This window comes from Chitinophaga vietnamensis (genome assembly GCF_902167635.1).
GTDB classification, from domain to species: domain Bacteria; phylum Bacteroidota; class Bacteroidia; order Chitinophagales; family Chitinophagaceae; genus Chitinophaga; species Chitinophaga vietnamensis.
Window position 1 is genome coordinate 23,675 of the sequence record NZ_CABHMS010000011.1, and the last position, 23,106, is coordinate 46,780.

22 protein-coding genes and 2 tRNA genes are annotated in these 23,106 nt (G+C 48.4%); 11 read left to right on the forward strand and 13 right to left on the reverse strand.

Annotated features, from left to right (window positions below; all coding sequences use genetic code 11):
- The first annotated feature begins 17 nt into the window (after positions 1 to 17).
- The 6 genes from FPG75_RS24250 (at position 18) to FPG75_RS24275 (ending at position 6,890) form a co-directional block, all read left to right on the forward strand.
- On the forward strand, positions 18 to 1,265 hold the full coding sequence (locus tag FPG75_RS24250) for a Pycsar system effector family protein (protein ID WP_143310636.1): 1,248 nt from the start codon (positions 18 to 20) through the stop codon (positions 1,263 to 1,265).
- A 6-nt stretch (positions 1,266 to 1,271) separates the two neighbouring features.
- Positions 1,272 to 3,248 carry a polyphosphate kinase 1 gene (gene ppk1 / locus FPG75_RS24255; RefSeq protein ID WP_143310637.1) on the forward strand — a complete coding sequence of 659 codons (1,977 nt, stop codon included), beginning with the start codon at positions 1,272 to 1,274 and terminating at the stop codon, positions 3,246 to 3,248.
- Positions 3,249 to 3,275: 27 nt separating this feature from the next.
- Positions 3,276 to 3,776: a thioredoxin family protein gene (locus FPG75_RS24260; protein ID WP_143310638.1), complete on the forward strand. Its 501-nt coding sequence runs from the start codon at positions 3,276 to 3,278 to the stop codon at positions 3,774 to 3,776.
- A gap of 9 nt (positions 3,777 to 3,785) precedes the next feature.
- Positions 3,786 to 4,292, forward strand: coding sequence for a DUF4442 domain-containing protein (locus FPG75_RS24265; protein WP_143310639.1), 507 nt, complete (start codon positions 3,786 to 3,788; stop codon positions 4,290 to 4,292).
- Positions 4,293 to 4,308: 16 nt separating this feature from the next.
- Complete coding sequence (locus tag FPG75_RS24270) at positions 4,309 to 5,712, forward strand: MBL fold metallo-hydrolase RNA specificity domain-containing protein (RefSeq protein ID WP_143310640.1); 1,404 nt, start codon at positions 4,309 to 4,311, stop codon at positions 5,710 to 5,712.
- Between the two features lie 125 nt (positions 5,713 to 5,837).
- Positions 5,838 to 6,890, forward strand: a complete 1,053-nt coding sequence (locus tag FPG75_RS24275; protein ID WP_143310641.1) for a hypothetical protein — start codon at positions 5,838 to 5,840, stop codon at positions 6,888 to 6,890.
- 50 nt (positions 6,891 to 6,940) lie between these two features.
- Here FPG75_RS24275 and FPG75_RS24280 read toward each other — a convergent pair.
- Positions 6,941 to 7,012, reverse strand: a tRNA-Glu gene (locus tag FPG75_RS24280).
- Positions 7,013 to 7,167: 155 nt separating this feature from the next.
- Positions 7,168 to 7,239 (reverse strand) — tRNA-Glu (locus tag FPG75_RS24285).
- 140 nt (positions 7,240 to 7,379) lie between these two features.
- On the opposite strand from FPG75_RS24285, the gene gap reads away from it, so the two are divergent.
- Positions 7,380 to 8,396 (forward strand): type I glyceraldehyde-3-phosphate dehydrogenase, encoded by a 1,017-nt coding sequence (gene gap, locus FPG75_RS24290; protein ID WP_143310642.1) that lies wholly within the window; start codon positions 7,380 to 7,382, stop codon positions 8,394 to 8,396.
- A 153-nt stretch (positions 8,397 to 8,549) separates the two neighbouring features.
- The gene (locus FPG75_RS24295; RefSeq protein WP_143310643.1) at positions 8,550 to 9,743 is read left to right on the forward strand and encodes a phosphoglycerate kinase; all 1,194 of its coding nucleotides are present in this window, start codon (positions 8,550 to 8,552) and stop codon (positions 9,741 to 9,743) included.
- A gap of 59 nt (positions 9,744 to 9,802) precedes the next feature.
- On the opposite strand, the gene FPG75_RS24300 is transcribed toward FPG75_RS24295, so the two are convergent.
- Positions 9,803 to 10,723, reverse strand: a complete 921-nt coding sequence (locus FPG75_RS24300) for a glycosyltransferase family 2 protein (RefSeq protein ID WP_143310644.1) — start codon at positions 10,721 to 10,723, stop codon at positions 9,803 to 9,805.
- Between the two features lie 93 nt (positions 10,724 to 10,816).
- Here FPG75_RS24300 and FPG75_RS24305 point away from each other — a divergent pair, with 93 nt between their 5' ends.
- Positions 10,817 to 12,226, forward strand: a complete 1,410-nt coding sequence (locus FPG75_RS24305) for a cation:proton antiporter (RefSeq protein WP_143310645.1) — start codon at positions 10,817 to 10,819, stop codon at positions 12,224 to 12,226.
- Between the two features lie 52 nt (positions 12,227 to 12,278).
- Here the strand turns inward: FPG75_RS24305 and FPG75_RS24310 are convergent, their stop codons facing one another.
- The 9 genes from FPG75_RS24310 to FPG75_RS24350 all read right to left on the reverse strand — a co-directional run bounded on the left by FPG75_RS24310 (position 12,279) and on the right by FPG75_RS24350 (position 20,189).
- Complete coding sequence (locus FPG75_RS24310) at positions 12,279 to 13,556, reverse strand: lytic transglycosylase domain-containing protein (protein ID WP_143310646.1); 1,278 nt, start codon at positions 13,554 to 13,556, stop codon at positions 12,279 to 12,281.
- A gap of 10 nt (positions 13,557 to 13,566) precedes the next feature.
- Positions 13,567 to 15,018, reverse strand: coding sequence for an Asp-tRNA(Asn)/Glu-tRNA(Gln) amidotransferase subunit GatA (gene gatA, locus FPG75_RS24315; protein ID WP_201749698.1), 1,452 nt, complete (start codon positions 15,016 to 15,018; stop codon positions 13,567 to 13,569).
- A gap of 66 nt (positions 15,019 to 15,084) precedes the next feature.
- Positions 15,085 to 15,345 carry a Sec-independent protein translocase subunit TatA/TatB gene (locus FPG75_RS24320; RefSeq protein ID WP_143310647.1) on the reverse strand — a complete coding sequence of 87 codons (261 nt, stop codon included), beginning with the start codon at positions 15,343 to 15,345 and terminating at the stop codon, positions 15,085 to 15,087.
- Between the two features lie 162 nt (positions 15,346 to 15,507).
- A complete protein-coding gene (gene rplS / locus FPG75_RS24325; RefSeq protein ID WP_143310648.1) occupies positions 15,508 to 15,855 on the reverse strand; it encodes a 50S ribosomal protein L19 in 348 nt (115 codons plus the stop codon).
- Positions 15,856 to 15,973: 118 nt separating this feature from the next.
- Entirely contained in the window at positions 15,974 to 16,645 is a 672-nt protein-coding gene (trmD, locus tag FPG75_RS24330; protein WP_143310649.1) for a tRNA (guanosine(37)-N1)-methyltransferase TrmD, read from the reverse strand.
- Positions 16,646 to 16,687: 42 nt separating this feature from the next.
- Positions 16,688 to 17,209, reverse strand: a complete 522-nt coding sequence (gene rimM, locus FPG75_RS24335) for a ribosome maturation factor RimM (protein WP_143310650.1) — start codon at positions 17,207 to 17,209, stop codon at positions 16,688 to 16,690.
- A gap of 100 nt (positions 17,210 to 17,309) precedes the next feature.
- A complete protein-coding gene (rpsP, locus tag FPG75_RS26390) occupies positions 17,310 to 17,762 on the reverse strand; it encodes a 30S ribosomal protein S16 (RefSeq protein ID WP_143310651.1) in 453 nt (150 codons plus the stop codon).
- 111 nt (positions 17,763 to 17,873) lie between these two features.
- Positions 17,874 to 19,199 carry a signal recognition particle protein gene (gene ffh, locus FPG75_RS24345; RefSeq protein WP_143310652.1) on the reverse strand — a complete coding sequence of 442 codons (1,326 nt, stop codon included), beginning with the start codon at positions 19,197 to 19,199 and terminating at the stop codon, positions 17,874 to 17,876.
- Between the two features lie 120 nt (positions 19,200 to 19,319).
- The gene (locus FPG75_RS24350; RefSeq protein WP_143310653.1) at positions 19,320 to 20,189 is read right to left on the reverse strand and encodes a sigma-70 family RNA polymerase sigma factor; all 870 of its coding nucleotides are present in this window, start codon (positions 20,187 to 20,189) and stop codon (positions 19,320 to 19,322) included.
- A 363-nt stretch (positions 20,190 to 20,552) separates the two neighbouring features.
- On the opposite strand from FPG75_RS24350, the gene FPG75_RS24355 reads away from it, so the two are divergent.
- Positions 20,553 to 20,933 carry an START-like domain-containing protein gene (locus tag FPG75_RS24355; protein ID WP_143310654.1) on the forward strand — a complete coding sequence of 127 codons (381 nt, stop codon included), beginning with the start codon at positions 20,553 to 20,555 and terminating at the stop codon, positions 20,931 to 20,933.
- A gap of 7 nt (positions 20,934 to 20,940) precedes the next feature.
- Here FPG75_RS24355 and FPG75_RS24360 read toward each other — a convergent pair whose 3' ends face one another.
- Complete coding sequence (locus FPG75_RS24360) at positions 20,941 to 21,546, reverse strand: hypothetical protein (RefSeq protein ID WP_143310655.1); 606 nt, start codon at positions 21,544 to 21,546, stop codon at positions 20,941 to 20,943.
- A gap of 110 nt (positions 21,547 to 21,656) precedes the next feature.
- On the opposite strand from FPG75_RS24360, the gene FPG75_RS24365 reads away from it, so the two are divergent.
- A complete protein-coding gene (locus FPG75_RS24365) occupies positions 21,657 to 23,096 on the forward strand; it encodes an LptF/LptG family permease (RefSeq protein WP_143310656.1) in 1,440 nt (479 codons plus the stop codon).
- The last annotated feature ends 10 nt before the right edge of the window (positions 23,097 to 23,106 follow it).

Sequence of the window (23,106 nt, forward strand, 5' to 3'; positions counted from 1 at the left end):
GATTTAATCATCTCCATATGCAAAGTACAGCTATCATAGACGCGGCGAAAGATTATGTAACCTCTCAATACCAGGAGCACCCGCACCCGGAGCTCGTGTATCACAACCTTGTTCACACACAGCAGGTAGTGGCGGCAGCCGCCCAGATCGCGGCCCATTACCGTTTACAGGACGATGAGCTGGCGGCCGTATATATTGCTGCATGGTTCCATGATATCGGTTATTTGCTTGGAGCACCTAAACAACATGAAGAACACGGCGCCGAAGCGGCGGTCCGTTTCCTGCAGGAACACGAAGGTACGGAAGCCTTGCAACAGCTGGTAAAAGGATGTATCCTCGCTACCAAAATGCCGCAATCGCCTACGTCGCTCATCGAGCAGATCGTTTGCGATGCTGACCTCTTCCATCTCGGCACCAAAGAATACAACGATCGTAACAAACTGCTGCGCCATGAAGTGGAAATAACCTACCAGAAAGGCATTTCGCAAACCGACTGGCTGCGTGGCAATATCCGCTTCCTCAGCGAACATCACTACTGGACCGACTACTGCCAGACCCTCTTGAAAGAACAGAAAGAAGAGAACCTGCAGAAGATGAAAAAGAAACTGGAGAAGAAAGACGCAGAAGAGGCCACCAGCACAGAAAGCCCGGCCACGCCGCAGGAAGGCAATGAAACAGCTACCGCCTCCCTGCCTCTCAAAAAGAAAGAAAAAGAAAAGAAACTTAAAAAGCCGGAACGTGGCGTGGAAACGATGTTCCGCATCACCGCCACCAACCACATACGCCTTAGTTCCATGGCCGATACCAAGGCGCATATCATGATCTCCGTCAACTCTATCATCATCTCTTTCATGCTCTCTGTGCTCATTGGCAGACTGGAAGACTATCCCAATATGGTGTTGCCGGCAATCCTCTTTGTTACCACCTCGGTGATCACGGTAACGTTTGCCGTACTGGCCACCCGGCCCAATATTACGCGAGGCACTTTCACGAAAGATGATATCGCCAATAAAAAAGCGAACCTCTTGTTCTTCGGTAATTTCTATAAGATGGACCTTGAAGAGTACAAATGGGGCATGCGGCAGATGATGAATGATGCGGATTATCTCTATGGCAGCATGACGCAGGACGTGTATCACCTGGGCGTGGTGCTCGGCCGCAAATACAAGCTGCTGCGCATTTCATACAATGTATTTATGTTCGGTCTGATCGCCTCTGTGATCGCATTTATGACCGCTGCCATCTTCTTCCCAGTAAAAGCATAGTGTAGTATGGCTGCTTTATATAACCGCGATCTCAGCTGGTTGTCGTTCAACTACCGCGTGCTGCTGATGGCACAGGAACAACGGGTACCACTATACGAAAGAATTAAATTCCTGTCGATATTTTCTTCTAACCTTGATGAGTTCTTCCGCGTGAGAATGCCGGCCATACTGGCGGTGAACCGGGTGCTCGACAAAGAGCCCTTTACCGGCGGCGATGAAACCGTAAGCGTCAATACATTGTCGGAAGTGCTGGGAGAGATACATCGGCAGCAGGAACAATATGGCAAAATATTCACTACAGAGATATTGCCTGCCCTGCTGCAACAGGGCATACATCTTTATTATAACGAAGCATTCAGTCCGGCGCACCAGGCTATTGCACGCGAATACCTGCTCACTACCGTGCTGGCCTATCTTCAGCCGGTATGGCTGAAACATGGCGACCAGCCTTTCTTTCCCGAGAATAATGCCCTGTACCTGGCAGTGGCCGTATCTCCCGAAAATGTATCTCAACAACAACAATATGTGATTGTAAATATTCCTGGTGTGTTGCCGCGTTTTTTGCAATTGCCTTTCAGCGAGGGGCAGCATCATATCGCCATCCTGGACGATGTGATCCGGACGCAGCTCGATTATCTCTTCCCGGGATATACGATTAACGATTGCTACAGCTTCAAACTCACGCGCAATGCGGAGATGGATATGGACGAATTTAAAGGAGATATCCTGGAAGAAGTAGAAACGTTGATCCGTAAACGTGAGTTGGGCGTGCCTACCCGCTTTCTTTATGATGCCCGCATGCCCGCGCCCTTGCGGCATTTCCTGGCACAGCAGTTTGATATCCGCGATGACGAGATGGTGGCCGGCGGCCGTTATCATAACCTGAAAGACCTGGCCAACCTGCCCATGCCGGTAGCGCTCCCCGATGCCCTCTACCCGCGGCAGGAGGCGGCGCCGATAGCCGCGGCCGCCCAAACAGATCATATACTGGACCTCATCGCGCAAAAAGACCTGCTGATCCATCTCCCCTATCAACAATATGATTACATCCTGCGCTTCTTCAACGAAGCCGCCATTGATCCGGAAGTAACTGAAATATATGTGACCCTTTACCGCATTGCCTCCGGCTCGCAGATCGCGCAGGCGCTCATCAGCGCTGCCCGCAATGGTAAATCGGTAACGGTGTTCGTGGAACTGAAAGCCCGCTTTGATGAAGCTAACAATATCCGCTGGTCCAAACAGATGAAGGCCGCCGGCGTCAGGATCGTATACAGCATCCCCGGTATGAAGGTACATGCCAAAACCGCGCTGGTAAAGCGCCGCAGAGGTTATCAACATCTTTATTCCGGCCTGATCGCCACGGGTAATTTCAATGAAAGCACGGCCCGTTTTTATACCGACCATGTGCTGTTCACCTCTCACCTGGCTATCACGCGCGAAATGGAATTGTTATTCCTTTACCTGCAAAGCCGTAAGCAGCCGGTAGATTACAATTTCCTGCAATTCCGCGAACTGCTGGTGGCACAGTTCAATCTCACGCAGCGTTTTATAGAGATGATCGATCGCGAGATTATACATGCCAAAGCAGGCCGCCCGGCGCGCATCCTCATCAAACTTAATAATCTACAGGAAAAAGAAATGATCAACAAACTGTACGAGGCCGCAGAAGCAGGCGTACAGCTGGATTTGATCATACGCAGCATCTGCTGTCTCGTGCCCGCCGCGAATATGCGCGTGGTGCGGATTGTAGACAGATACCTGGAACATGCCCGGGTATTTGTGTTTCATAATAATGGAGAAGAAGAAATTTACATTGGCTCGGCCGACTGGATGAACCGTAACCTGCACCGGCGCATCGAGGTATGTGCCCCCGTGTATGACCCGGCCCTGAAAAAGCAATTGAAAGATATCGTGGAACTACAGCTGGCCGACGGCACGCATGCCCAGGAAGCAATCCGGGACTATGTTCGGAAAATGCTGTAAATTACGGGATACGACAAATATCTATTTATGAAGAAGTATGTATGGACCTTGCTATTGAGCCTGGGCTTTATCATTCCTGCCTCCGCGCAAACCCTCGACCTGGAGCACATCTACAACCCTGCCGCTGACGCAAAGGCGGATGTTTCGGCGGCTGTAAAAGAAGCGGCCAAAGAAAACAAACATGTGCTGTTACAGGTAGGCGGCAACTGGTGCATCTGGTGCAAAAGGATGTATAAGTTCATCGAGGAAGACGCAGACCTGAAAACGGCCATGGACAAGAGTTATGTGGTGTATCATCTCAATTACAGTAAAGAAAACAAAAACCTGCCGCTGCTGAAAGAACTGGGATATCCGCAGCGTTTTGGCTTCCCGGTACTGGTGGTACTGGATGCAAAAGGCAATCGCCTGCATACCCAAAACACCGGCCTGCTGGAATCCGCAGATTCTTACGACAAGAAGAAACTGATGGAATTCCTCAAACAGTGGAGCCCCGCTGCCTTGCAGCCTTCCCATTACATCAATGAATAATCATTCGATATGAGTAACGGCGTTACTACTTTTAATACGGATGCAGTGCAATCTTTCCGGAGGTTTGCACTGCATCCGTTTAAATTTTCGGCCTACCTTTTCTGGAAGCTGCCCGCAGCCTGGCTTGCCGGCGTGCGCCTGCAATCGCTCGATGAGGATACCTGCGTTACGTCTGTGCCTTTCCGCTGGCTCTCGCAGAACCCATTCCGTTCTACCTACTTCGCCTGCCTGGCGATGGCCGCAGAACTGAGCACCGGCCTGCCTTCCATTATGTATGTGCGGGGAGCTCCCAAGCGTGTATCCCTGCTCGTTACCCAGCTGGAGGCCACCTTTTTGAAAAAGGCCACCGGCATCACTTACTTCACCTGTCATGAGCTGGCTGCCATCAGAGCCGCCATAGAAAAGGCCCTCACGACAAATGAACCTGCTACTGTCACCCTTCATGTGGATGGTAAAAATAAAGACGGCATATTAATTGCCTCCTTCGCTGTCACCTGGTCGTTCAAATCCAAATAAACAATTCCCAAAAATTATGAAAATAGCTTTTCATGGCGCAGCCCGCACCGTAACCGGATCAAAGCACTTGATCACATTGAAGAATGGAAAAAAAATTTTACTGGACTGCGGTATGTTCCAGGGCATGGGTAAAGATACCGATGCCATGAACCGCGATTTCGGTTTCGATCCACAGGAAGTAACGTACATGTTACTATCGCACGCCCACGTGGATCATACCGGTCTTATTCCGCGCCTCGTGAAGATGGGCTACAAAGGCCCTATCTACTGCACGCCCGCCACCCGCGACATGGCCGAAATCCTCCTGCTCGATTCTGCCGAGATACAGGAAGATGATATCAAATTCTCCAACAAAAAAAGAGCACAGGAAGGACAACCTTACCTGCAGCCACTTTACACGGTGGAAGATGCCAAAGCATCCATTCGCTCGCTGAAGCCCACGCAATACGATACCTGGGTAAGCATCGATCCTGATATCCAGGTTATGTTCACCGACGCAGGACATATCGTAGGCGCCGCCGCTGTACATGTGCGCATTACTGAAAACGGCAAAACAGAACAGATCTCCTTCAGCGGCGATATTGGCCGCTACAATGATGCCATCCTGAAATCACCGAAAGTATTTCCACAGGCGGATTACATCCTCATCGAATCTACCTATGGCAGCACCTTACACGCCGATGCCAAACCATCCGATGCTGAACTGCTGCGCTACATACAGGAAACCTGCGTAGAGAAAAAAGGAAAGCTCATCATCCCTGCATTCAGCGTAGGTCGTACACAGGAGCTGCTGTATACCCTCAACAACGCACAACTCGCCGGCACGCTGCCTAAAGTAGATATCTTCGTAGACAGCCCGCTTTCTACAGAAGCCACTGAAGTAACCAAAGCCCACCCGGAAGTTTTCAACAAAGAAGTACAGGACCTTTTGAAAACTGATGCCGATCCTTTTGACTTCCCCGGTTTGCGTTATGTAAAATCCGTCGATGAGTCCAAAGCACTGAACTACCGCAAAGAGCCTTGTGTGATCATCTCCGCCTCCGGCATGGCTGAAGCCGGCCGTGTGAAACACCACATCGCCAACAATATCGACGAGCCGCAAAATACTATCCTCATCGTGGGTTATTGCGAGCCCGAATCATTAGGTGGCCGCCTGATGCGCGGCGCCAAAGAAGTATCTATCTACGGCACCCGCTATGAAGTAAAGGCCGAAGTAGGCGTGATCCGCTCCATGAGCGCCCATGGCGACTACGAAGACCTCAGCCAATGGCTCTCCTGCCAGAACCCGAGGGATATTAAAAAATTATTCCTCGTTCACGGCGAATACGAAGTACAACAGATCTTCCGCAACTGGCTCCTCAAAAAAGATTTCCTGGATATCGAAATTCCGGAAAGACATTATGAGATCGGCTTGTCTTAAGCGAAGTTTGTCTTACTCAGGATTATATTGATTGAAAGGATTAGCAGGATTTTTTTACCGGTAGAATTGGTAGAAAAATCCTGCTGATCTTTTAATCATCACGCCCCTCGTCAACCACATTTGCTATGCAGAAAATCCCTTTTGCCAAGAAATTCATTACCTGTGCACTTGCAGGATTAGTATTTGGTGCTTGTATACTGCGGCAGGGTATTACCTTTTTTCGAACATGGATCTCTATAGGGTTGCTCACCATCGTCCCTTTCCTTTTTTTAGTTGCTGCCGTCATTTATGCTTTTATATGGCAGGCCCGGAAAACCAACAGGCCAGCTACACTTGCCTTCTGGCAAGGTTTAATCCGGTATGGTGTGGCATATGATCTGGCATCATTCGGGTGGGAGAAGATCTGTCATTTTCAGCTGGTGATGCCGCAGAGCAAGCTCGATCTGCCGTACAGCAGCCTTTCGCCATCCGATCTGTTCTGGGCTTTCTTCAGTCATTCTTATCTTTTAGGTTGCATGATAGCAGGATTGCAAATTGCAGGGGCTTTCATGCTGCTCTTTGGAAGAACAAGGCTGATAGGTGTGTTTGTGCTGCTTCCTGTGTTGGCTAACATTTTACTGATGGATATTATCTATCAGATCGGCGGCAGTGTAGTTGTGCATGCTTCCATCATGTTATCGGGCACGCTTTATTTTCTCTTTATAGAATTCAAGCGGTTAAAAGAATTTTTTCTTGCTGCAAAAGATCAATTACCTGCGTTGAACCTGTCGCGATTTTATAAGATAGCCATTCGTTTCTCCATCATTTATATTCCGCTGCTGTTGATTGCTATGCATGGCAAGCCAGATAAGCATCCGGAGCTAACTGGTAAATATGAAGTGAAACAACTGAAAATAAATCAGCTGCCGCAATACCGCACCAGTTGTGCTGATAGCATACTTACAGTGGTTTACTTTGATATCAAAAATGGTTGTGTATTTGAATTCAATTCCCCGCAAAAAAGATGGAATGGTACTTATACGCTGGCTAACAATCACCTGGAGATCGGTTGGCGCTCACCTTCAGATATGCCTGTTTTCAACGGAATGATATTGCCGGATGGCAGCTCCGGGCATTTAATGCTGACTGGAATGCTGGGGAAAGATTCCATCAATATCACTTTAGAAAAACACTTGTGAGTGAAATAAAAAAGGCCATCATTTTTAATGATGACCTTGTAAGTGATTTGTACCACGTACGGGAATCGAACCCGTGATTCCTCCGTGAAAGGGAGGCGTCTTAACCCCTTGACCAACGCGGCGTTTTTCGATTGGGATTGCAAAGATAAGCAAATGTTTTACTCTGCAAAATTTTTTTGAAATAAATGTTCCGTTGCAAGATTGTTTATTTTAAAAGACCGGAACATCTTCATTGAAAAAGAAAAAGGGCTTCTCATAAGAGAAGCCCTCGGCTCTGTACCACGTACGGGAATCGAACCCGTGATTCCTCCGTGAAAGGGAGGCGTCTTAACCCCTTGACCAACGCGGCGTATTGTTTTGGGATGGCAAAGGTATGATCTTCTTTCATATTTCCAAAAAAATTTTCCTTAACCGAAATTTATATTGATTTATACGGGTATAGCTTGTAAATTCGCCTTCGATTTTTTCATACTCAAATCACGATGTAAAATGGGAACTACTCTCAAAATTGGTATTAATGGTTTCGGCCGTATTGGCCGTTTGGTATACCGCCAGATTTACAAAATGCCCGGCATTGATGTGGTAGCAATCAATGACCTCACCAGCCCCGCTGTGCTGGCGCATTTGCTGAAATATGATTCAGCTCAGGGTAGGTTTGATGCAGAAGTAAAACATTCTGAGAACGCAATTAATGTGAACGGTGAAGATGTGAAAATATATGCACAGAAAGACCCGTCTCAAATTCCATGGAAAGACCATGAGATCGATGTTGTAATCGAATGTACCGGTTTCTTCGCCGACAAGGATAAAGCTTCTGCCCACCTGAAAGCTGGCGCAAAAAGAGTAGTGATCTCCGCTCCTGCTACCGGTGATCTGAAAACGATCGTTTTCAACGTAAACCACGCCATCCTTGATGGTAGCGAAACTGTTATCTCCTGCGCTTCCTGCACTACCAACTGCCTCGCTCCTATGGCGAAAGTACTGCAAGACAAATTCGGTATCGTTAGCGGTCTGATGACCACCGTACACGCTTACACTAACGACCAGAACACCCTGGATGCTCCGCACCCGAAAGGTGACCTGCGCCGTGCACGTGCTGCTGCCGCCAACATCGTTCCTAACAGCACCGGCGCCGCTAAAGCAATCGGCCTCGTGCTGCCCGAACTGAAAGGCAAACTCGATGGCGGCGCTCAACGCGTTCCTACCATCACTGGTTCCTTAACTGAACTCACCACCATCCTCGGTAAAAAAGTAACTGCTGAAGAAATCAACGCAACGATGAAAGCCGCTGCCAATGAGTCTTTCGGCTACACTGAAGATGAAATCGTAAGTTCTGATGTGATCGGAATGCACTTCGGTTCCCTGTTCGACGCTACACAAACGAAAGTATTGACTGTTGGCGATCACCAACTGGTGAAAACCGTTTCCTGGTACGATAACGAAATGAGCTATGTTTCTCAGCTGGTACGTACTGTGAAGTACTTCGCCGGTCTGATCAGCAAATAAAACCATTCATGTGGCTCCGTCAGCGGAGCCACTGTCTTGAAATTCCGCGGAACTACACCACAGCAGCGATATAGCCGGATTTTTCCTGGCGGCATGATTGCTTTGTGCTGTCGGCTCCGCGGTTTTTTTTATTCTGTTATTAAACTAATACCCATGAGCAAGTTCTCCGATTATAATTTCAATGGCCGGAAAGCCTTGATACGCGTGGATTTCAACGTTCCGCTGAACGATCAGTTCGAAATCACCGACGATACCCGCATGCGCGCAGCCGTGCCCACCATCCAGAAAATCCTGAAAGATGGCGGCGCCGTGATCCTCATGTCGCACCTCGGCCGCCCGAAAGATGGCCCTACCGATAAATATTCACTCAAACATCTTGTATATCATCTCATTTCCTTGCTGGGTGGCGCTACCGTAAAATTCGCGGAAGACTGCATCGGCCCCGTAGCCGAGAAAGCCGCTGCCGACCTGCAAATGGGCGAAGTGCTCCTGCTGGAAAACCTTCGCTTTCATAAAGCGGAAGAAAAAGGCGATGCCGCCTTCGCAGAACAACTCGCCAAACTGGGCAACGTTTATGTAAACGATGCCTTCGGTACCGCCCACCGCGCGCATGCCTCCACGGCCGTGATCGCACAATTCTTCGCACCGGAAAACCGTATGTTCGGACTGCTGATGGAAGCAGAAGTGAACAACGCAGAAAAAGTGCTCAACAACGCAGAAGCCCCGTTCACAGCCATTCTCGGTGGCGCTAAAGTGAGCGACAAAATCCTCATCATCGAAACACTGATGGACCGCGCCAACAACATCATCATCGGTGGCGGTATGGCCTACACCTTCCTCAAAGCCCAGGGCAAAGAGATCGGTAACTCCCTCTGTGAAAATGATAAACTCGATCTCGCCAACGAACTGATCGAAAAAGCAAAGACCAAAGGCGTACAACTCGTACTGCCAGTGGATTCCATAGCGGCGGATAAATTTGCGGAAGATGCCGCCACACAGATCGTATCCAATGACAACATCCCCGCAGGATGGATGGGCCTCGACGTAGGACCTAAATCTGTAGCGCTTTTCAGCCAGGTTATCAGCACATCTAAAACCATTCTGTGGAATGGCCCGATGGGTGTATTTGAAATGAAACCTTTCCAGGGTGGTACCAAAGGCGTAGCAGATGCGATCGTAGCAGCTACTGCCAAAGGTGCTTTCTCGCTCGTTGGCGGCGGCGACTCTGTAGCCGCAGTGAACCAGTTCGGACTGGCAGATAAGGTAAGTTATGTATCTACCGGCGGCGGCGCCATGCTCGAATTTTTCGAAGGCAAGGTACTGCCCGGTATCGCAGCTATTCAATAAAGAAGTTCTTCAATAAAGAAGTATGCGTCAGGTTACCCTCAGGGGTAACCTGCGTCGCTTTATGCAACATGCTCGCGTAGCTTCACGAACATCTTCAAACAAAATAAAGTCTTGCGGAACTCGCTCCGCTTCTTCATCGCCAGGAAATAATGCCTGTACCGGAAGAATAAAGACATCCGCAAAAAGTTATTCGACAGCGAATAACTTTGATAACTCTGTTGCAATTTATTCAGCACCTGCTTCTCCTTCATCAGCGACGGCGGGCAGCTGCGGTAAAATATCTCCGCACGCTTTCTGGCCTCTGCTATCTTCACATATTTATCTTTCTTCTTCGATGTGATGTTGTAACCATGTTGCCGCCATTTTACCAGGGCCTGATCAAAATATTTGATCGTACCGCTGAAAGTGGCTACAAATGCGAGCCACAGGTCATGCGGCATTTCCACCGGAAATGGCATGGCGCGTTGTACCACCTCTTTTTTCATGATCAGCGCATGCCCGCCCACACAGTTGTCCGTAGCAAAATAAAGCGGGTTATCAAAGTCCTGCAGATTTTTGAGGTCCTTATGTGTGCGGCCCAAACTGTTGAGATCCTCGTCTACAAAGGCCGAATCGCAATAGATCATCGGATATGCCTCCATCGCATCCATCAACAGCATTGTTTTTTCCAGGTCCCAAACATCATCCTGATCTGCCAGGGAAATATAATCACCCGTGGCCAATGAACATCCTTTCTCGAAATTTTTCACATAGCCCAGGTTAGACGGATTGGTGTAAACCCGCAACTGTGGATACTTTGCAGCATATGCTTGCAGGATGGCCGGCGTTTTGTCTTTACTGCCATCATCCACCACAATGATTTCCAGGTTGGGATAAGTTTGATGTACCAGTGAATCCAGTTGCTCTTCCAGGAATCGCTCTCCGTTATAAGTGGCTACTACAATAGATACCAACGGATATTTCCGGTCAGGAATATTCATATGTTATTCAATCAGTTGATCAGGCGCAAAAGTAAGCTGTCTGTTTTATCAGATCAATATTTTTTATCTTTCGGAACATTTAACCCTTGGCGCATGAATAAACGTTTGCTCTGGTATCCTGTCATCATTGGAATTTTCGTGGCCTTGATCTGGCTGATCCTTCACAAAGGGCAATCATTGCCGGTGAAGCCTGCTGTTACGGTTACCAATAACGCTGTTCCCGCTGCAGCGGCCGCCGGCAGCTGGTGGCAGTATTTTGAGAACCTGAAACATCCGCTTAGTCTGCTCCTCCTGCAGATCATCGTGATCATGCTGGCATCGCGGCTTTTCGGCATCCTGGCCAACAAGATGAAGCAGCCCGCTGTAGTAGGCGAGATCATCGCCGGCGTATTGCTGGGCCCTTCCCTGCTGGGATGGCTCTCTCCTTCGTTTTCAGGCTTCCTGTTCCCGGTAGATTCCATGAAAAATTTACAGTTCCTCAGCCAGATAGGCCTGGCATTTTTCATGTTCATCGTAGGCATGGAGCTGGATATCAGCAAGATCAGGAACAAGGCCCATGATGCGGTGATGATCAGTCACGCCAGTATTGTTGTGCCTTTTTTCCTGGGCGTATGGCTGGCTTATTTTCTTTTCACACGCTTTGCGCCTGCGCAGGTGAGCTTCCTCTCTTTTGCGCTGTTCATGGGCATCGCGATGAGCATCACCGCATTTCCGGTACTGGCGCGCATTGTACAGGAAAGAAAACTAACCGGTACTCCGCTCGGCACGATGGCCATCACCTGCGCCGCCGCCGATGATGTAACGGCATGGTGCATCCTGGCAGCCGTAGTAGCCATTGTGAATGCCGGCAGCGTATGGACGGCCGTGCTCACCATTATACTCGCCATAATTTTTGTTGCAGTGATGCTGTATTTTGTACGGCCACAGCTAAGTCGCGCCCTGCGGGCATTACAAACCAGGGGTAAAGAAAAGAGCGCCATATCCCTCGTGTTCTTTATACTGCTGGTATCTGCCTGGATGGCCGAAGTGATCGGCATACACGCACTGTTCGGCGCCTTCCTCGCCGGTGTAATCATGCCGCAGGAAGCGTCTGTAAAAAGAATATTGACAGATAAGGTGGAAGATGTGAGCGTATTGCTGTTACTGCCTATCTTCTTTGCATATACCGGCTTGAGAACACATATCGGATTATTGAACCAGGGCCATTTGTGGATGGCATGCGGGATGATCATGCTGGTAGCTGTTGCCGGTAAATTCGGCGGTAGTGCAATTACCGCCCGCCTGATGGGCCAGTCCTGGAACCAGTCTTTGGCCATCGGCGCATTGATGAATACCCGCGGCCTTATGGAACTGGTAGTACTGAATATCGGTTACGACCTCGGCATCCTCTCCCCCGAAATATTCGCCATGATGGTATTGATGGCGCTGGGCACCACCTTCATGACCGGCCCCTTGCTGGACCTTCTCGCAGCGAGTGAAAGGCGACGGATGATCACCGTATAAAGCAAAAGGGCCACACATATTGCGTGGCCCTTTTGCTTTATACGGTAATGTATTATTTCTTCTTTTTCTTCTTGCCACCAGCATGATGCTTCTTGCTGCTGTGGTGGTGCTTTTTGCCGGAGCTATGAACAGGAGCTTTCTTCGCAACAGTAGCGCTCTTCTCAGGTACGCGTGCCGGCGGCGGGAATTTGGTTTTATCCACACCTACTGCCTTATCATCCAGTGTCATTTGTACAGACTCTTTCAGGATATCTTCTTTCATCGCCATGAACTGCTTCATCTTTTCTTTTGGGATGCGCAGGTCATATGCATTGGCAGGAGAAGCCATCGCTTTGGCGAAACCAGGATTGAGGCGGTCCAGTTCGGGTACTTCCACTTCCAGTTTCTTTGCAATTGCTTCCAGGCGGTATTTACCGGTTACGTTGATCTCAACGGTGTTGTAGATCTCTTCTTCTGTGAGCGGGCCTCTGTTTACAACGCCGGCAGTAGAGAAGCTCATACCGCCGCCGCTTACATTTTCAGCGGGCATGCTTACCGCGGTGTTGTCATCGCTTACACCGAAGAAGTTATTGAATCGGTCGAGGATGTAACCAGTAGCAATAAATTTGTAAACATGGTTACGTGATTCTGCTGGCAGGAAATATTGCATGCCCCAGAAGTCCTCACGGCCGCTGGCTTTCATGGCGCGTTGTACGCCGCCGGCGCCGCAGTTATAAGCCGCTACCACGAGGAGCCAGTCGCCAAACTGATCATACAGTTGGTTGAGGTACTGTGCAGCAGCAAGGGTGGATTTATAAAAGTCTTTTCTTTCATCCAGTTTTCTGCCAACGCTCAGGCCGAAGATACGTGCAGTACCGGCCATGAATTGCCAGGCGCCTACTGCACCCACTCTGGAGCGGGCATTGGTATTGAAGCTGGATTCAATTACGGCCAGGTATTTCATTTCCTCCGGGATGCCATGTTCACGGAACACTTTTTCCACCATGGCGAAATAAGGCTGGCCTCTTTCGATCATGATCTGAAGGTGCTGGCTGTAACGGGTAGCATAGTTATTCACATAACCCGCTACCAGGTTGTTGTTGATCTGCTCGTACACTTTGGCATTGCGGATCGCGTTGGGCAAGCTTTGCGCTGCCTTCTTCACTGCCACCGAAGTAGAGGAGGGAACGGTAGAATCCTTTGGTAACCGCACTTTCGTGTGGTTAAGGATGGCGGTATCCGGCGCACTGCTGAAGTACGCCTTCTCTTTAGGTATGCTGCTGCTACCCATCGCTTTCACACTTCCCAAACTTAATGCTGGCAACAGCGTAAGTAAAAAGATTTTCGTCATACAATTTATTTTAAACAGTCGCAACCTGCTCCTCGGCCATCAGATGCTGGGCTATCCGTAACAGGTTTGCTTCGTCAAATTTCTTTGTGATGATCTGAACACCATAGGGCATCCCGTTTGAATGCCGGTGCAAAGGTACAGATATAGCTGGAACCCCTGCGAGGTTGGCCAGCACAGTATATATATCTGCCAGGTACATAGCTATAGGGTCGTCGGTTTTCTCCCCTAATTTAAATGCCGTTGAAGGCACTGTTGGCATCAAAATGGCGTCGTACTGATCTAATATTTCGTTCAGTTTATCTGTTACCAGGCGCCTTACTTGCTGAGCTTTCGTGAAATAGGCATCATAATAACCTGCACTCAGCACGAAAGTTCCCAGTAAGATACGACGTTTTACCTCTTTACCAAACCCTTCTGACCTACTTTTTTTGTAAAAATCTGTCAGCTCGATGTTTTGTTCGCTCGTCCGGTGGCCATATTTCACCCCATCATAGCGGGAAAGGTTCGAAGATGCTTCCGCGGTGGTGAGCACGTAATAGGCCGGCACCACATAATCCAGGTACTCGAAACTGGTTCCTGTAACCGTATGCCCGGAAGCAACCAGGCTTTCAAAGAAGTCTATGTAACCATGTTTCATCTCCGGGTCCAGCCCGTCGTGATACAATGCGTCCCTTAAATACGCAAATTTCCAGGATTTATTGTGCGACAAAGCCACTTGATAATCAGGCACTTCCTTTTGAGATGCCGTGCTATCGTACTCATCTGGTCCTGCCATCACTTGCAGAACAGCGGCCACATCAGCAATATTCTTGCCGAAAATGCCGATCTGATCGAAGGAAGAGGCGTAGGCGATCAATCCATAGCGGGAGATGCGGCCATAGGTAGGTTTCAGCCCCACAATGCCGCAGAAATCCGCCGGCTGGCGTACTGACCCGCCAGTGTCGCTGCCCAGGCTTACCAGGCAGAGGTCTGCCTGTACTGCCACCGCCGAACCACCGGAAGAACCGCCCGGTACCCGGGAAGTATCCAGCGCATTCAGCACCGGGCCATAAGCAGAGTTTTCATTGGTAGATCCCATTGCAAATTCGTCGCAGTTGAGCGTACCAATGATAATGGCATCTGCCGCCAGCAGTCTTTCCACTGCGGTGGCAGAATATAATGATTCGAAGCCTTCCAGTATGTGCGAAGCGGCGCTTAAACGATGGCCCTTATAGCAGATCACATCCTTGATGCCTACCACTACGCCTGCCAGCGAACCTAGCGGCTCACCAGCCTGGATACGGGCATCCAGCTCACGTGCCTTTTCCAATGCTTCTTCCTCAAATACCTCTACAAAGGCGTTCAGCTGTTTTGACTGTGCTATACGGTCAAGATAATACCGCACCTGCTCCGTGCAGCTGATGCTGCCGGCGTATAATGCTTTATGAAAAGTATTTATACTGCTGTATTCAGACGAAGCCAAACCAGTTAAATTTAAATTCAATAAAGATAAAAAAGCTCCTTTGTCAGGAGCCGTTCTACTATCAGATTAACCGTTGTGTTGTTGTGTATCGGTAGTAGATGGTGTGGTAGGTGGCGCAGGTTTTTCCCTCATGCCTTCTTCAATTTCCTGGCGCACATTGTTCTTTGCGTCATTGAACTCACGGATACCCTTACCCAGTCCGCGCATCAGCTCAGGGATCTTTTTACCGCCAAACAGGAGCAATACCACGATTGCGATCAAAAGCAGCTCGGACATACCGATATCCTGAAGAATTAAGAGCGGTGATTTTACGAAAACAGCAGTCATCTCAATTGTTTGTTGTGTTAAATTCAGTCAACAAAGATAAACTATAAAATCGGCTTTTTCACCCCGTCTGTAAAGCTTTCGGAGTTTTAATTTGATTTTAACGAAAACGAAAAAAGCGGAACCGGCTGGCCCCGCTTATTACTAATTTCCCTGTATTTTATACTAAACCCTTTTTTCTTTGATACGGGCTGCTTTACCAGCGCGCTCACGCAGGTAATACAGTCTGGCTCTGCGTACTTTACCAACTTTGTTCAGCACGATGCTGTCGATGTTGGGAGAGTACATCGGAAACAGCCTTTCTACACCAATACCGTCAGAAATTTTTCTAACAGTGAAAGACGCAGTAAATCCTGTACCCTGGATTTTCACCACATCACCTTTAAAGGACTGAATCCTTTCTTTATTACCTTCCACGATTTTATAATTGACAGTGACGTTGTCGCCTGCTTTAAACTTCGGGTACTGTTTTTTTGCTGTCAGTTGCTCGTGAACAAACGAAATTGCGTTCATCTTTCAAATATTTATGGGAGTGCAAAAGTAATTCAAGAATTCACATTTACCAAATTAATCGTTGGTAAATCTTGAGATTACTTAATATTGATAAAAATATAATTTCTAATACATTCATTTACAGAAGATCCGGGCGACGCTCTTTGGTCCGCTCTATTGCCTGCTGATGACGCCAATCATCGATCTTTTTATGATCGCCGCTCAACAGCACCTCCGGCACTTTCCAGCCCCTGAATTCTACCGGGCGGGTATATACCGGCGGCGCCAGCAGATTGTCCTGGAAAGAGTCGAAAAGGGCACTGGTTTCGTCATTCAGCACGCCAGGCAGCAAACGCCCGATGGCATCCACCAATATGGCCGCCCCCAGCTCTCCGCCGGAAAGCACAAAATCCCCGATGGAGATCTCCTTTGTGATGAAATGGTCCCGGATACGCTGGTCGATCCCTTTGTAGTGCCCGCACAGCATGAGCAGGTTACCTTTGAGCGACAGCTGATTAGCCATCTTCTGGTTAAAAGTTTCCCCGTCGGGCGTCAGGTAAATGACTTCATCGTACTGCGTTTTGGCTTGAAGCGATTCAATCGCATTCACAATTGGTTCCAGCATCATTACCATGCCGGCGCCGCCGCCAAATTGGTAATCATCCACCTGGCCATGTTTCAGCGTCGAGTATTCCCGCAGGTGGTGTACATGTACTTCCAGTAAGCCTTTGGCCTGCGCGCGCTTCATGATGGAGTGTGAAAGCGGGCTTTCCAGTAATTCCGGCAGCACGGTGATTATGTCAATACGCATGTTCTTTGCGAGCCCTTTATACAGTTGCGCCCCTGTTTAATATCAGCTGGTATACAGCTCAATAAGGCCATCCGGCAGGTTCAGGTGCAGCACCTGATTTTTCTTGTCCACCTTCACAAGTGATTGCTCGTTTACCGGCAACAGGGCTTCTTTGCCCTGGATCATCACTTTTACCAGCACCTGCATCGGCATTTCAATCACTTCTGCCACTACGCCCAGGGCGCCATGCTGCTCATCTTCCACCATGTACCCCAGCAATGCCAGCGGAGAAGAGGAGGCTGCCTGCGCCTTGAAATCATCTTCCTGCAGGTATACCTGGCCTGGCAGCAGCTTTTGCGCCGCTTCCTTGGTATCAATGCCTTCCAGTTTGATATAGATATGCTCGGCATCCTTAACAGTGGCCTGTTGCAGGAAATAAGGTAAAAAGCTGTTCTTCCGCTCTTCGAGGAAAATGGCCGTCACGCCCTTCAGGGCAGAGCGCTTGCCGAGGCTATGCCTCACCAGGATCTCCCCTTGCAGCCCGTGAGCAGAAACGAGTTTACCGATACTGAAATAATTGGACATCAGAATAATTCCTCAATCAATCGAAAATCATGAAATAAAAAAGGAAATATTTGCGGCTGCAAATATTTCCTTTTCAGGTATTTCTTAAAACGTTGCCGTTTTATGCTTCTGTACCTTCTCCTTCTGCAGATGGAGCAGCAGGAGTGTCTTCTACTTTCCTAACGATAGGAGCAGCCATCTTTGCTTTCCTGTGACCGTCGCGGCGAGCGGATACTTTTTGCTCGTGTTCAGCTTGCCATTGAGCAAATTTCTGATAAGCAGTAGGCTCGTCGAACAGGTTCAGGCTTACACCCCTTAAGAGGTGTTTCAAATACAATACACCTTTGAAAGAGAGGATTCTTCTTACGGTATCAGTAGGCTGAGCACCTTTCTGCAACCAACGCAATGCTTTTTCAGTATCGATGTTGATGGAAGCAGGTACTGTCAGCGGATTGTAAGTACCGATTTTCTGGATGAATTTACCATCTCTTGGAGCGCGAGCGTCAGCTACTACGATAAAATAGAAAGGCCTTTTTTTCGCGCCATGTCTCTGCAGTCTGATTTTTACTGGCATAAATAAGTCGAGTTATTTTTTGCGAGTTAGGAAATATTGTTTAGTTAATTAGGGATGCAAATGTAATCCCTAAATTGAAATTAGCAAAAAAAATTTATTCCCAGGGAAATATTAGCGGACCATGCCCTTCAGTCCGCGGCCACCACCGCCAAATTTGTTCATCATTTTCATCATCTGGCGCATCTGTTCGAACTGCTTCATGAACTGGTTCACGTCCTGGATATCTTTGCCGGAGCCTTTCGCAATACGTTTACGGCGGCTGCCGTCGATCAGGTCGGGGTTGCCTCTCTCGGCCGGTGTCATGGAATTGATCATGGCTTCGATGCCTTTGAAGGCATCATCGCTGATATCAATATCCTTGATCGCCTTGCCTACGCCCGGGATCATGCCCATCAGGTCTTTCAGGTTACCCATCTTCTTGATCTGCTGGAGCTGCTCCTTGAAATCGTCGAAATCGAACTGGTTCTGGCGGATCTTTTTCTCGAGCTTTTTGGCCTGCTCTTCGTTGAACTGTGCCTGGGCGCGTTCTACGAGGGTGGTGATATCACCCATGCCGAGGATACGTTGGGCCATACGTTCCGGGTAGAAAACATCGAGGGTATCGAGTTTTTCACCCATGCTCACGAACTTGATCGGCTTTTCCACGGTGTATTTAATGGTAAGGGCCGCACCACCGCGGGTATCACCATCGAGTTTGGTGAGCACCACGCCGCTGAAATCGAGACGTTCGTTGAAGGCTTTGGCAGTGTTCACCGCATCCTGGCCGGTCATGGAATCCACTACAAAGAGGATTTCCTGCGGCTTCACAGCGGATTTTACGTTGGCCACTTCGGTCATCATCGCCTCGTCTACGGCCAGACGGCCGGCGGTATCGATGATGATGATGTTATTATTCTGTGCCTTGGCATGTTTCACGGCATTTTCCGCGATCTGCACGGCATTCTTGTTCTCAGGCTCGCTGTATACTTCCACGCCGATCTGTTCTCCCAGCACTTTCAGCTGGTCGATCGCCGCGGGACGGTAGATATCTGCCGCTACCAGCAAAGGCTTCTTGCCTTTCTTGGATTTGAGGTAGTTGGCCAGTTTACCGGAGAAGGTGGTTTTACCGGAACCCTGCAAACCCGCGATCAGGATGATGGTGGGATTGCTTTTGATATCCAGTTCTGCTTCGGTACCGCCCATCAGCTCGGTGAGCTCGTCTTTCACGATCTTCACCATCAGCTGGCCCGGAGAAATGGCGGTGATTACCTTTTCGCCCAGGGCTTTATCTTTTACTTTATCAGTAAACTCTTTTGCAATTTTATAGTTCACGTCCGCGTCCACCAGTGCACGGCGGATTTCCTTGACGGTGGTGGCGATATTTATTTCGGAGATACGGCCTTCCCCTTTGAGCTGTTTAAACGCGGAATCAAGCCTCTCTGATAATGATTCAAACATTGTTGGTATTTTAAACGGACTGCAAATGTAGTTGTTTTGGCTTAAAGCATAAAGACATTGGGCGATTTTGACGCTGTGCATCAAAATCGCCCAATGTCCTTATGCTTTATCCTGTTGCGTTTAGGCGCCGAGATAGTTTCTCAGCAGCTTGCTGCGGGACGTGGTTCTTAATTTGGTGATGGCCTTGTCTTTGATCTGGCGCACCCTTTCGCGGGTGAGGCCAAATTTTTCACCGATATCTTCGAGCGACATGGGATGTTCCACTGCGATACCGAAGTAGAGCATGATCACGTCTTTCTGGCGATCGGTGAGGGTAGACAGGGAGCGTTCGATCTCGCGGCGGAGGGAGTCGTGATGGTCGAGTTCTTCATCCGCGCTCACAGCATTCGGATTTTCGAGCACGTCCAGCAGGGAATTGTCTTCCCCATCGATGAAAGGCGCATCCATAGATACGTGACGGGCGGCTACGCCGAGAGTGGCTTCTACTTCGTCGGTGTTGATTTCGAGGATGGTGGCCAGTTCGTCGGGAGAAGGCTCTCTTTCAAACTCTTGTTCCAGCTGGGAATAAGCCTTGCTGATCTTGTTGCTAAGGCCCACTTTGTTGAGCGGGAGGCGTACGATCCTGGATTGTTCAGCCAGTGCCTGGAGGATTGATTGGCGGATCCACCATACGGCATAGGAGATGAATTTAAAACCGCGCGTTTCATCAAAACGTTGTGCAGCTTTAATTAACCCCAGGTTGCCTTCGTTGATCAAATCGCTGAGCGACAGACCCTGGTTCTGATACTGTTTGGCAACGGATACCACAAAGCGGAGGTTGGCTTTTGTAAGCTTTTCCAGTGCTCTCTGATCGCCCTGCTTGATCCGGATAGCGAGGTTTACCTCTTCTTCCGGCGTAATTAAATCCACTTTCCCAATCTCCTGCAAGTACTTCTCCAGGGACTGAGATTCCCTGTTGGTAATGGATTTAGTGATTTTGAGTTGGCGCATTGACATAAAGTCGGAACAGTTACAGGTTAATAAAAAGTTAAGATTTGATGAATGCCTGACAAAAATAACTTTTTTTAGACACCGCCCAAAAAAAATCTAAGGTTTTTAAATCCTTTTCAAACAAAATCGATTGATCATTAAGCGCTTCCAAATTTTTCCTAAAAGCCGCTACTATCAAGGTATCGCCTGTTGGCCATCAAATGCAGTTTTTTTATATTATTATAATTGATAATAACTTCGATTTAACTAACGTGTGGAAACTTTTCTGTAACGTGTTAAAAAAAAACCGTAAATTATTTTGACAGAATAAAAATATTTCTATAATTGCAAACTGATGATATTGATTTACTAATTATTTGAGAGATGTCCAAGAAAGTGCTATATGAGCTGGAATTCCCGGTTAGATGCTCCCCCGGTATTTTATACGAATTCTTATCTACCCCCGCCGGGCTGCAGGAATGGTTCGCAGATAAAGTAGATTTCCGTGATAATGTTTTTTCTTTCTCCTGGAACGGAACTGCTGAAGAAGCTGAAGTACTGGAGCAGGAAGAGGATGAATTTATACGTTTACACTGGACGCACGCACCCAAAGATGAATACTTTGAATTCCGCATCCAGATATCTGAGGTAACCAATGAAACCATCCTGGTAGTGAAAGATTTCGCAGAGAAGAAGGAAATCAAAGACCAGAGCCAACTTTGGGAATACCAGGTAAAAGATCTTTTTCACCGTATCGGAAACTGATTCAGCCCTAACTATTCAACAGATCCAGCAGGGCTGCATATGCCGCCGCTACTCCGTTTATTACGTCCTTCCAGTCTTCCAGCGCAAAAGGTTTGGCCAGCTTAATAAAACCGTGACGGTCCAGCAATAATTTCCATTCTTCAAAACTAAAACTCCCAATGGGCCTGTAATTACTATTCCCGAAATCATGTTGCCAGGGATCTTCCTGCATATACACCTGAAAATCCCTTTCAGCCAACTGCGTGTAGCCGTTCAATAAAGCAGTCAGGTATCTTTCCTTTACAGTGCCCGCCAGGTGCAGGGTACAGCTGAAATAATGCCCCCACCAGAACATTGTTCTGAAAGCAAATACCTCGCTCCTGCTAAAAAATCGGGGATAGTCCAATATTACCCATGGCAATCCTTTGTATTGCTCTCCTCTTGATATTTTCGGGCCAGCGGCCAGCCACTCCGGCGCCAGCTGATGCCGGTGCTGCTCATCCGCGGCGGCCAGCGCTTGTTGCATCTCCCCCATCCACACCATCACCTTGTGCATTACGCTGTTCTTCAGCTGTATCCATTGCGCATCCCGCACGATGGCCGCTTCTTCCGGCGTCAGATAAAAATTTTCCATATAATTTAACGCTATTTTCAGGCCTTCCTTATGCTCCTTTATGAAATCATACTAACTTTACAATTTATAGAATCCTATAAATTCGCAGGAGTCTAATACAATTTTTATCAGTGAAAAAACTCGACAAACTCATTATAAAAACATTCCTGGGTCCATTTATCGCCACCTTTTTCGTGACCTTGTTTGTGCTCATCATGCAATTCCTGTGGAAGTACATCGACGATCTGGTGGGTAAAGGACTTGATACCAGCGTGATCATTCAGCTGATCGCCTACACCAGCGCCACGCTGGTAACACTGGCACTTCCGCTGGCCGTGCTGCTGTCGTCGATCATGACCTTTGGTAACCTAGGGGAGAGTTTCGAGCTGGTAGCACTGAAATCTTCCGGTATCTCTCTGCTGCGCTTCATCCGCCCGCTACTGGTGGTGTGCAGCATCATCGGTGTCCTGGCTTTTCTTTTCGCCAACTATGTGATACCAGTAGCTAACCTGCAGGCAAAATCCCTGCTTTATGATATTACAAACTCAAAACCTGCGTTTAATATCAAGGCAGGCGTTTTTTATAAAGATATTCCAGGCTACACTATCAAGGTAGCACAGAAAGATAAAGATAACCAAACCATTCACCAGGTGATGATCTTTGATCATTCCACCGGCGGTGGCGGCGACAAGATGATCATGGCAGAGAAAGGCCAGATGGTACTTACTGCCAACAAACGTTTTCTCTATTTTATCCTGGAAAACGGCTGGCGTTATGAAGAGCGGGGCAACCGTGGTTATACCGTGCCGGGAGATATGATCAGGCTGGGATTCAAGAAATACAGCAAAGCCTTTGACCTCAGCTCTTTTGCCTTCAACCGCCTCAACATGGACCTTTTCGCTTCCAACCAGCAGATGCTGAACATCCGGCAGCTGGACTGGGCGATAGACTCCCTGCAAAAGGTGGAAGACGCCTCCGGTAAAGTGATCAACGCTTATGTGACCACCCGCTTTCCTTTCTACAAATGGAAAGATACCGGCTGGGCCGCCTCCGCGCCGCCTCTGAAAGTAAAAGACTTTCAGGACGTGATCCCTGAAAAACAACGCCGCACCGTATTGGAAAGGGCGGAACAAACCAACAGGGAAATTTTAAGCGCGCTGGAAAGTCCGGTAAGAGAATATGAAGACAAACATGCTTCGATACTGATGCACAAAGTAGAGTGGCAACGCAAATTCACGCTGGCAGCGGCCTGCATCGTAATGTTCCTCATTGGTGCGCCCTTAGGGTCTATCATCAGAAAAGGCGGGCTGGGAACGCCGCTGGTATTTGCGGTGATCTTCTTTGTGATCTTTAACGTATTTTTCATGATCGGGGAGAAAATGGCCCGCAGCGGGGTGATGTTTACCTGGTCGGGCATGTGGCTCTCCAACTTCGTATTGATGCCGATCGCAGGCTTTTTGATCTATAAAGCCATGAATGATTCGCAGCTATTCAATAAAGAGTTTTATTTTCGTATTATACAAACGGTCAAGAAGTTTTGGCAGAGATTTAAAAAGCAACCTACAATTTAAAACCTACAGA

Excerpts from the sequence above, each read along its gene's own strand:
- FPG75_RS24250 (WP_143310636.1), top strand. The coding sequence starts at position 18 with ATGCAAAGTACAGCTATCATAGACGCGGCGAAAGATTATGTAACCTCT.
- ppk1 (WP_143310637.1), top strand. The coding sequence starts at position 1,272 with ATGGCTGCTTTATATAACCGCGATCTCAGCTGGTTGTCGTTCAACTAC.
- FPG75_RS24260 (WP_143310638.1), top strand. The coding sequence starts at position 3,276 with ATGAAGAAGTATGTATGGACCTTGCTATTGAGCCTGGGCTTTATCATT.
- FPG75_RS24265 (WP_143310639.1), top strand. The coding sequence starts at position 3,786 with ATGAGTAACGGCGTTACTACTTTTAATACGGATGCAGTGCAATCTTTC.
- FPG75_RS24270 (WP_143310640.1), top strand. The coding sequence starts at position 4,309 with ATGAAAATAGCTTTTCATGGCGCAGCCCGCACCGTAACCGGATCAAAG.
- FPG75_RS24275 (WP_143310641.1), top strand. The coding sequence starts at position 5,838 with ATGCAGAAAATCCCTTTTGCCAAGAAATTCATTACCTGTGCACTTGCA.
- gap (WP_143310642.1), top strand. The coding sequence starts at position 7,380 with ATGGGAACTACTCTCAAAATTGGTATTAATGGTTTCGGCCGTATTGGC.
- FPG75_RS24295 (WP_143310643.1), top strand. The coding sequence starts at position 8,550 with ATGAGCAAGTTCTCCGATTATAATTTCAATGGCCGGAAAGCCTTGATA.
- FPG75_RS24300 (WP_143310644.1), bottom strand. The coding sequence starts at position 10,723 with ATGAATATTCCTGACCGGAAATATCCGTTGGTATCTATTGTAGTAGCC.
- FPG75_RS24305 (WP_143310645.1), top strand. The coding sequence starts at position 10,817 with ATGAATAAACGTTTGCTCTGGTATCCTGTCATCATTGGAATTTTCGTG.
- FPG75_RS24310 (WP_143310646.1), bottom strand. The coding sequence starts at position 13,556 with ATGACGAAAATCTTTTTACTTACGCTGTTGCCAGCATTAAGTTTGGGA.
- FPG75_RS24320 (WP_143310647.1), bottom strand. The coding sequence starts at position 15,345 with ATGACTGCTGTTTTCGTAAAATCACCGCTCTTAATTCTTCAGGATATC.
- rplS (WP_143310648.1), bottom strand. The coding sequence starts at position 15,855 with ATGAACGCAATTTCGTTTGTTCACGAGCAACTGACAGCAAAAAAACAG.
- trmD (WP_143310649.1), bottom strand. The coding sequence starts at position 16,645 with ATGCGTATTGACATAATCACCGTGCTGCCGGAATTACTGGAAAGCCCG.
- rimM (WP_143310650.1), bottom strand. The coding sequence starts at position 17,209 with ATGTCCAATTATTTCAGTATCGGTAAACTCGTTTCTGCTCACGGGCTG.
- rpsP (WP_143310651.1), bottom strand. The coding sequence starts at position 17,762 with ATGCCAGTAAAAATCAGACTGCAGAGACATGGCGCGAAAAAAAGGCCT.
- ffh (WP_143310652.1), bottom strand. The coding sequence starts at position 19,199 with ATGTTTGAATCATTATCAGAGAGGCTTGATTCCGCGTTTAAACAGCTC.
- FPG75_RS24350 (WP_143310653.1), bottom strand. The coding sequence starts at position 20,189 with ATGCGCCAACTCAAAATCACTAAATCCATTACCAACAGGGAATCTCAG.
- FPG75_RS24355 (WP_143310654.1), top strand. The coding sequence starts at position 20,553 with ATGTCCAAGAAAGTGCTATATGAGCTGGAATTCCCGGTTAGATGCTCC.
- FPG75_RS24360 (WP_143310655.1), bottom strand. The coding sequence starts at position 21,546 with ATGGAAAATTTTTATCTGACGCCGGAAGAAGCGGCCATCGTGCGGGAT.